Source organism: Pseudomonas sp. RL (genome assembly GCF_000647775.1).
Lineage (GTDB): Bacteria > Pseudomonadota > Gammaproteobacteria > Pseudomonadales > Pseudomonadaceae > Serpens > Serpens flexibilis.
This window is the reverse complement of sequence record NZ_JBOY01000095.1, coordinates 1-7864: the sequence shown is the minus strand read 5'-3', so window position 1 is coordinate 7864 and position 7864 is coordinate 1. Positions and strand designations below refer to the sequence as shown.

Genomic DNA, 7864 nt, shown 5'->3' with positions numbered 1-7864 from the left:
CCGCCGGCCCGGCCGCGCCGGCGCGCTTTCACACCAGTGGCGATCCCGAGGCGCTGCGCCGGGTGTTGCCGGTGCTCTGGCCGCATGCGGCGCGGCTCGAGGCGCTGCCGGTGGAACTCGGCGCGGCCTGAGTCTTCAGATGACGGGAAGTCCCAGCAAACGAGGACATTCCCGATGCGCAACGGATTACCCCTGGTGGCGGCATTTGCCCTGGCCGCGGCCACCTCCCCGGCAGCCCAGGCCGTGGATCTGACCCTGTCGGTCGGAGAGAGCCACGACTCCACGACGGTCGTGCGAATTGCCCTGGAATCGAGCTTCTCCCGCAGCTGGTGGCAAACCTCCACCGGCCGGCTGACCGGCTACTGGGACGCCGGTTACACCTGGTGGGAGGGCGACCTGACCTCCGACAACCACAGCCTGTCGTTGGCGCCGGTGTTCGTCTATGAGTTCGCCGGCGAACGGCTACGGCCGTTCATCGAGGCGGGCATCGGTGTGGCGGTATTCGCCGACACGCAGATCGAGGACCGCGACCTGGGATCGATGTTCCAGTTCGAGGACCGCATCGGCGTCGGTCTGCGCTTTGGCCAAGGACATACTCTGGGTCTGCGTGCCATCCACTATTCCAACGCGGGCATCAAGAATCCCAACGACGGGGCGGAGGTCTACAGCCTGTATTACCGGTTGCCGCTGTAGGGGAAAGGGCGCACCGCTGGCCGGGAGAGGAGGCAATGCCCCCTCTCCCTTGACGGGAGAGGGGCCGGGGGGAGAGGGTGGAGCACCCTACCTTCACGCACGTTCGGGAGGACTTCCCCCATGCGCATCCTGCTCACCGGCGGTACCGGCCTCATCGGCCGTCATCTCTGTCATCTCTGGCGTGCCCAGGGCCATGAGGTCTGGGTGTGGAGTCGCCGGCCGCAAGCCGTGCCGGCGATCTGCGGCGCCGGCGTGCAGGGCGTCGCCGAGCTGGTCGAGCTGGACGACCAGCCGCTGGACGCGGTGGTCAACCTGGCCGGCGCGCCCATTGCCGACCGGCCCTGGACGGCGGCACGCCGCCAGGAGCTGTGGGACAGTCGCGTCACCCTGACCGAGCAGCTGGTGGACTGGCTGGCGCGCCGCGCGCAGCGGCCGGCGGTGCTGGTCTCCGGCTCGGCCACCGGCTGGTACGGCGACGCCGGCGAGCAGCGGCTGGACGAGACGTCGCCGCCCGCCGACCAGGGCTTCGCCGCGCGCCTATGCGGCGCCTGGGAGGATGCGGCCTGCCGCGCCGAGGCACTGGGTCTGCGCGTGGTGCGCGTGCGCACCGCGCCGGTGTTGACCCTCGACGGCGGCATGTTGCCGCGCCTGCTGCCACTGTATCGGCTCGGCCTGGGCGGGCCGCAGGGCAGCGGCCGGCAATGGATGCCCTGGATCCACCTGCACGATGAAATCGCCCTGATCGATTTTCTCGTCTCCCATCCCGACGCGAGCGGCCCGTACAATGCCTGCGCTCCGCAGGCCGTGCGCAACCGCGACTTCGCCCATGCGCTCGGTCGCGCCCTGCATCGGCCAACCCTGCTGCGCGTGCCGGCCTTCGCCCTCAAGGGCCTCGGCGAGCTGTCCAGCCTGCTGCTGGGTGGCCAGCACCTGACGCCCCGACGCGTGCAGGAGCAGGGTTTTGCGTTTCGCTTCGCCGATCTGGATTTAGCCCTGGCCGACCTGCTCGGCCGCCATCGATAGGAAGTTGCATGACCGATCACGCGCTGTTGCTGGTCAACCTGGGGTCGCCCGAATCCACCAAGGTGGAAGATGTGCGTCGCTACCTCAACCAGTTCCTCATGGACCCCTATGTCATCGATCTGCCCTGGCCGCTGCGCCGCCTGCTGGTGTCGCTGATTCTCTGGAAACGTCCGGCCCAGTCGGCGCATGCCTATGCCTCCATCTGGTGGGAAGAGGGCTCGCCGCTGATCGTGCTCAGCCGCCGTCTGCAGGCGGCGATGGCCGAGCGCTGGAGCCACGGGCCGGTGGAGCTGGCCATGCGTTATGCCGAGCCGTCCATCGAGGGCACACTGCGCCGCCTGGCCGAGCAGGGCGTGCGGCGCATCACCGTGGCGCCGCTGTACCCGCAGTTCGCCGACAGCACCACCACCACCGTGCTGCAGGAGATCCGCCGGGTCGTCGCACAGCATGGCTTCAGCTTCGAGCTGCAGTACCTGCCACCGTTCTTCGCTGAGGAGCCCTACCAGCAGGCGCTGCTGGCCAGCGCCAGGCCACACCTGCAGCAGGGTTTCGACCACCTGCTGCTGAGCTTCCACGGCATTCCCGAGTCGCACATCCGCAAGCTGGTCAAGGACCCGAAGCACGACCTGCGCGCGCCCAACAGCCAGGGCGTCAGCCCGGAAAACCTCGCGCTGTGCTACCGCAGCCAGTGCCAGCGCACCGCCGAGCTGTTCGCCGAACGCGCGGGCCTGAAGGACGATCAGTGGTCGGTGTCCTTCCAGTCGCGCCTGGGGCGCAACAAGTGGATCGAACCCTACACCGAGCCCACCCTCGAAGCGCTGGCCGCCAAGGGTGTGAAGAAGCTGCTGGTCATGTGCCCGGCCTTCGTCGCCGACTGCATCGAGACCCTGGAGGAAATCGGCGACCGTGGCCGTGAAGTCTTCCAGGCCGCCGGTGGCGAGGAACTGGTGCTGGTGCCCTGCCTGAACGACCACCCGCAGTGGGCAGATGCGTTGAAGCAGCTCTGCGAACAGCGGGCCGTGCCGCTGCGCTGATGCTGCGAAACCGTAGGGCGGACAACGCTTCACCTGTCCGCCAAGCGGTGCGCACGGCGCCTTCGAGTTGCCTGCCTTGGCGGACAAGAACGACGTTGTCCGCCCTACGCTCTGACGAAAGTGTGTCGGTTCTAAAGGCCCCGGCACGCCCTTTGCTTCGCGGCCTGACTACCGCCTGTTTCGTGACGGTTTCTCAGGTACGCCCATGCACTCCGCGCTTCATCACCACGCCGATGCTCTTCTCGCCGATACCGACCAGCGCAGCCTGGAAGCGCGCGTGGACGAGTTGCAGGGCCGTCTGGAGCAGTTCAGCCTGCAGCGCATCCAGGAGCTGGCCGACGGCGAGCGCCTGGCTCGGCGCCTGCAGAACATCGTCGACTTGTTGCCCGGTGGCGTGGTGGTTATCGACGGTCACGGCCGCGTGCGCGAAGCCAACCCGGCGGCCCGCGAGCTGCTCGGCGAGCCGCTGGTCGGTGCGCTGTGGCGTGACGTGATCGCCCGCTGTTTCGCGCCGCGCAAGGACGACGGCCACGAGATTTCCCTGCGCAACGGCCGACGCGTGTCGCTGGCCACCCGCTCGCTGGAGGCTGAGCCCGGCCAACTGGTGATGCTGCAGGACATGACCGAAACGCGCCTGCTGCAGGAACAGCTGGCCCGCCACGAGCGGCTGTCCAGCCTCGGTCGCATGGTCGCCTCGCTGGCCCATCAGGTGCGCACGCCGCTGTCCGCCGCGCTGCTCTATGCCGGTCATCTCAGCGAGCGCCCTCTGCCCTTCGAACAGCAGCAGCGCTTCGCCCTGCGCATCAAGGAGCGCCTGCAGGAACTGGAGCACCAGGTGCGCGACATGCTGGTGTTCGCCCGCGGCGAGCTGCCGCTGTCCGACCGCCTGGCCCCGCGCGAGCTGTTCGACGCCCTGCGCGCCGCTGCCGATTCGCATATCGAGGGCCTGCAGGTGCGCTGGCAATGCGACGCGCGCGGCGGCGAGCTGCTGTGCAACCGCGACACCCTGGTCGGCGCCATCCTCAACCTGGTCAACAACGCCGTGCAGGCCGGCGGCCCGCAGGTGCGGCTGAAGATCCACCTGGTGCGCCGGGGCGACACCCTGCGCCTGACCGTCAGCGACAGCGGCCCGGGCATCGAGCCGGCAGTGCTGGCCCGCCTCGGCGAAGCCTTCTTTACCACCAAGACCGCCGGCACCGGCCTGGGTCTGGCGGTGGTCAAGGCGGTGGCCCGCGCCCATCGCGGCGAGCTGCTGCTGCGCTCGCGGGTCGGCCGTGGCACCTGCGCCATTTTGGAGTTGCCGCTGATCCTGGCGGCCGAAGGAGTTCAGGAGTACGCATGACTACCAAGGTTCTGCTGGTCGAAGACGACCGGGCGCTGCGCGATGCGCTGGGCGACACCCTGGAGCTGGGCGGCTACGCCTTTCGCGCCGTGGAGAACGCCGAAGAGGCGCTGCTGGCCCTGGAGCAGGACAGCTATTCGCTGGTGATCAGCGACGTGAACATGCCGGGCATGAACGGCCATCAGTTGCTGGTCGCCATCCGCCAGCGCCAGCCGCAACTGCCGGTGCTGCTGATGACCGCCTTTGGTGCCGTCGAGCGCGCCGTGGACGCCATGCGCCAGGGCGCCGCCGACTATCTGCTCAAGCCCTTCGAACCCAAGGCGCTGCTGGATCTGGTTGCGCGCCACGCCAACGGCGTGCTGACCCTGAGTGAACATGACGGCCCGGTGGCCGAGGAGCCGGCCAGCCGCCAGTTGCTGGAACTGGCCGCCCGGGTGGCGCGCAGCGATTCCACCGTACTGATCTCCGGCGAATCCGGTACCGGCAAGGAAGTGCTGGCCCGCTACATCCACCAGTGCTCGCCGCGCGCCGGCAAGGCCTTCGTGGCCATCAACTGCGCGGCGATTCCGGACAACATGCTGGAAGCCACCCTGTTCGGCCATGAGAAGGGCGCCTTCACCGGCGCCATCGCCGCCCAGCCGGGCAAGTTCGAGCTGGCCGATGGCGGCACCATCCTGCTCGATGAAATCTCCGAGATGCCCCTGGGCCTGCAAGCCAAGCTGCTGCGCGTGTTGCAGGAGCGCGAAGTGGAACGGGTCGGCGCGCGCAAGCCGATGCCGCTGGACATCCGCGTGCTGGCCACCACCAACCGCGACCTGCAGGGCGAAGTGGCGGCCGGGCGTTTCCGCGAAGACCTCTATTACCGCCTCTCGGTGTTCCCGCTGGCCTGGCGGCCGCTGCGCGAGCGTCCGGCGGACATCCTGCCGCTGGCCGAGCGCCTGTTGGTCAAGCACGCCAGCAAGATGCGCCTGCCGCCGGTGAAGCTCTCGCCTGAGTCGGCCGAGTGCCTGCGCCGGCATCCCTGGCCGGGCAACGTGCGCGAGCTGGACAACGCCATCCAGCGTGCGCTGATCCTGCAGCAGAACAACCTGATCCAGCCCCACGACCTGTGCCTGGACATGCCTATCGGCCTGGCGCCGCTGCCGGCTGCCGCGCCTGCGCCGGTGGCGGCAGCGGCACCCGTGGCAACGTCCCTGCCGCCGCTGGCGGAAGAGGGCGGCGACGCCGGCGCGCTGGGCGAAGACCTGCGCCGCCGCGAGTTCGAGCTGATCCTCGATACCCTGCGCAGCGAGCGCGGTCGCCGCAAGGAAACCGCCGAGCGCCTGGGCATCAGCCCGCGCACCCTGCGCTACAAGCTGGCGCAGATGCGCGACGCCGGGCTGGATGTCGAGGCCTATCTGTTCGGGTAGGCCCACAGGTTTGGGCGGCGTCGCGACCACCCGCCCTTGGCACCCACCGGCCGGCGGCATAGACTGCGCGCCTTTCAAGCCCAGCCTTTCGTAATTGCCATGGCCGCCAAAGTCCAACCCTTCTGGAAACGCAAGACCCTCGCCGAACTGGACCAGGAGGAGTGGGAGTCGCTGTGCGATGGCTGCGGCCTGTGCTGCCTGCAGAAGCTCGAGGACGAGGACGACGGCAGCGTCTACTACACCCGCATCGCCTGCAAGCTGCTGGACCTGAAGAGCTGCCGCTGCACCGATTACGCCAATCGCCGCGCGCATGTACCGGACTGCATCCAGCTGACCCCGGCGCGCACCGACGAATTCAAGTGGCTGCCGCCCACCTGCGCCTACCGCCTGGTGGCCGAGGGCAAGGACCTGCTGCCCTGGCACCCGCTGGTCTGCAACGACCCCGATGCGGTACACCACGCCGGCATCTCCCTGTCCGGCAAGATGCTCAGCGAAACCGCCGTCGCCGATGAGGACTGGGAACAGCACCTGATTTTCCGCGCCGGTTGAGGTCGAAGCGGTTGATCCGCTTTACTGTCCCCCTCTCTTGCGCAGGAAGCCGCCATGCTTGCTCGTTCCACACTGTTGCTGTCCGTTCTGCTGACCGTGCTGCCGGCCTGGGCAGCCAAGGTCGACCTGGATTACCGGGTGAAATTCCTCCCCGCCGAGGACCAGGCCGAGGTCAGCCTGACCGTGGAGAAGGGCGAGGCCGTGCACCTGCTCGACTTCAACCTGGGCGAGGCCACCACCTTCAGTGACTTCCAGGCCGATGGCCAGTGGAGTCTGGCGGACGGGCGCGGCAGATGGCAGCCGTCCAGCGGCAAGGCCAGCCTGCGCTACCGGGTGCGCATCAGCAACCAGCGCAGTTCCGGCAGCTACGACGCCCGCATGACCGAGGACTGGGTCCTGATGCGTGGCGACGATCTGGTGCCGCCGGCGCGTGCCTCGCTGCGCGACGGGGTGGAGCTGATCTCGCGGCTGCAGTTCGACCTGCCGGAGGGTTGGAAGAGCGTCGAGACCGGCTGGACCCGGATCGGCAAGCAGCGTTTCCGCGTCGACAACCCCTCGCGCAATTTCGACCGTCCCACTGGCTGGCTGATCGCCGGCAAGCTGGGCACCCGCCGCGAGCGCCTCGGTCTGAGTGAAATCACCGTGGCCGCGCCGCTTGATCAGGGCATGCGGCGCATGGACATCCTTACCCTGCTGACCTTCGTCTGGCCGCAGGTGCAGCAGCTGTTCCAGCGCGATCCGGCCAAGCTGCTGATCGTCGGTGGTGGCGAGCCCATGTGGCGGGGCGGCCTGTCCGGTCCCAACTCGCTGTTCATGCACGCCGACCGGCCGCTGGTCAGCGAGAACGGCACCAGCTCGCTGTTGCACGAGCTGGTTCATGTCATCGCGCGTGTTACCGACCACGACAACAGTGACTGGATCAGCGAAGGCCTGGCCGAGTACTACGCCATCGAGTTGCTGCGTCGTGCCGGCGGCATGACCGAGGATCGCTATCAGCAGGTGCGCAAGCACCTGGCGGACTGGTCGAAGGATGTGAAGAGCCTGCGCGGCGAGCGGGCCAGCGGCCCGGTGACCGCCCGCGCCGTGTTGCTGCTGCAGGACCTGGATGGCGAGATCCGCAAGCGCAGCAACGGCCAGCGTTCGCTGGACGATGTCATGCGCGGCCTGATGCGCCTGGAGCGGGCCAGCACCCAGGAGTTCATCGATATCAGCGAGAACGTCATGGGCGGGCGCTCGAAGGTGCTGGACACGCGACTTCTGCGCTGAGTCGCGCCGCCGGCGTGACGTTGCTCGCGTTCTGGCACACCGGCCTGGCGGGCGGGCCGCGTTGGGCTAGCTTGCCTGCCGGGCGGCATCGGCTGCCCGCAGGACTTCAATGAAAAAGGAACTTTCCATGCGTAAACTGCTGTCCGCCCTCAGCCTGGCCCTCCTGGCCGGTACTACCTCCGTCGCCGCCCTGGCTGTCGAAGCCAGCGCCCAACCCCAGGCCGCCCAGAGCGCCCAGGTTGCCACCAAGGTGAATCTCAACACCGCCGACGCCGACACCCTGGCCCGCGAGCTGGTCGGCATCGGCGCCAGCAAGGCCGAGGCCATCATCGCCCACCGCCAGGCCCACGGCCCGTTCGCCACCGTGGATGAGCTGCTGGAAGTCAAAGGTATTGGCACTGCCATCCTGGAGAAGAACCTCAACAGGCTGAGCGTGCAGTAAGGCCACTCGTGGCACCGGAAGCCGGCCCTTGGGCCGGCTTTTTCATGGGCGGCTGGTGAGAGTCCAGCGGCGAAAACGAAAAAGCCCCGACTTGCGTCAGGGCTTT

Annotated in this window: 8 protein-coding genes; all 8 read left to right on the top strand. The window is 68.3% G+C overall.

Annotated features, from left to right (window positions below; translation table 11 throughout):
• Positions 1-174: 174 nt before the first annotated feature.
• The 8 genes from AS93_RS0114470 to AS93_RS0114435 all read left to right on the top strand — a co-directional run bounded on the left by AS93_RS0114470 (position 175) and on the right by AS93_RS0114435 (position 7758).
• Positions 175-693, top strand: coding sequence for an acyloxyacyl hydrolase (locus tag AS93_RS0114470; RefSeq protein ID WP_027591276.1), 519 nt, complete (start codon positions 175-177; stop codon positions 691-693).
• A gap of 120 nt (positions 694-813) precedes the next feature.
• Positions 814-1716 (top strand): TIGR01777 family oxidoreductase, encoded by a 903-nt coding sequence (locus tag AS93_RS0114465; RefSeq protein ID WP_027591275.1) that lies wholly within the window; start codon positions 814-816, stop codon positions 1714-1716.
• Between the two features lie 8 nt (positions 1717-1724).
• Positions 1725-2750 carry a ferrochelatase gene (hemH, locus tag AS93_RS0114460; RefSeq protein ID WP_027591274.1) on the top strand — a complete coding sequence of 342 codons (1026 nt, stop codon included), beginning with the start codon at positions 1725-1727 and terminating at the stop codon, positions 2748-2750.
• 205 nt (positions 2751-2955) lie between these two features.
• The gene (locus tag AS93_RS19455; protein ID WP_081798314.1) at positions 2956-4092 is read left to right on the top strand and encodes an ATP-binding protein; all 1137 of its coding nucleotides are present in this window, start codon (positions 2956-2958) and stop codon (positions 4090-4092) included.
• Positions 4089-5501: a sigma-54 dependent transcriptional regulator gene (locus AS93_RS0114450; RefSeq protein ID WP_027591273.1), complete on the top strand. Its 1413-nt coding sequence runs from the start codon at positions 4089-4091 to the stop codon at positions 5499-5501. The genes AS93_RS19455 and AS93_RS0114450 overlap by 4 nt, the downstream gene beginning before the upstream one ends.
• A gap of 99 nt (positions 5502-5600) precedes the next feature.
• Complete coding sequence (locus AS93_RS0114445) at positions 5601-6050, top strand: YcgN family cysteine cluster protein (protein WP_027591272.1); 450 nt, start codon at positions 5601-5603, stop codon at positions 6048-6050.
• 54 nt (positions 6051-6104) lie between these two features.
• Positions 6105-7316, top strand: a complete 1212-nt coding sequence (locus AS93_RS0114440) for a hypothetical protein (protein WP_027591271.1) — start codon at positions 6105-6107, stop codon at positions 7314-7316.
• Between the two features lie 127 nt (positions 7317-7443).
• The gene (locus AS93_RS0114435) at positions 7444-7758 is read left to right on the top strand and encodes a helix-hairpin-helix domain-containing protein (RefSeq protein WP_027591270.1); all 315 of its coding nucleotides are present in this window, start codon (positions 7444-7446) and stop codon (positions 7756-7758) included.
• The last annotated feature ends 106 nt before the right edge of the window (positions 7759-7864 follow it).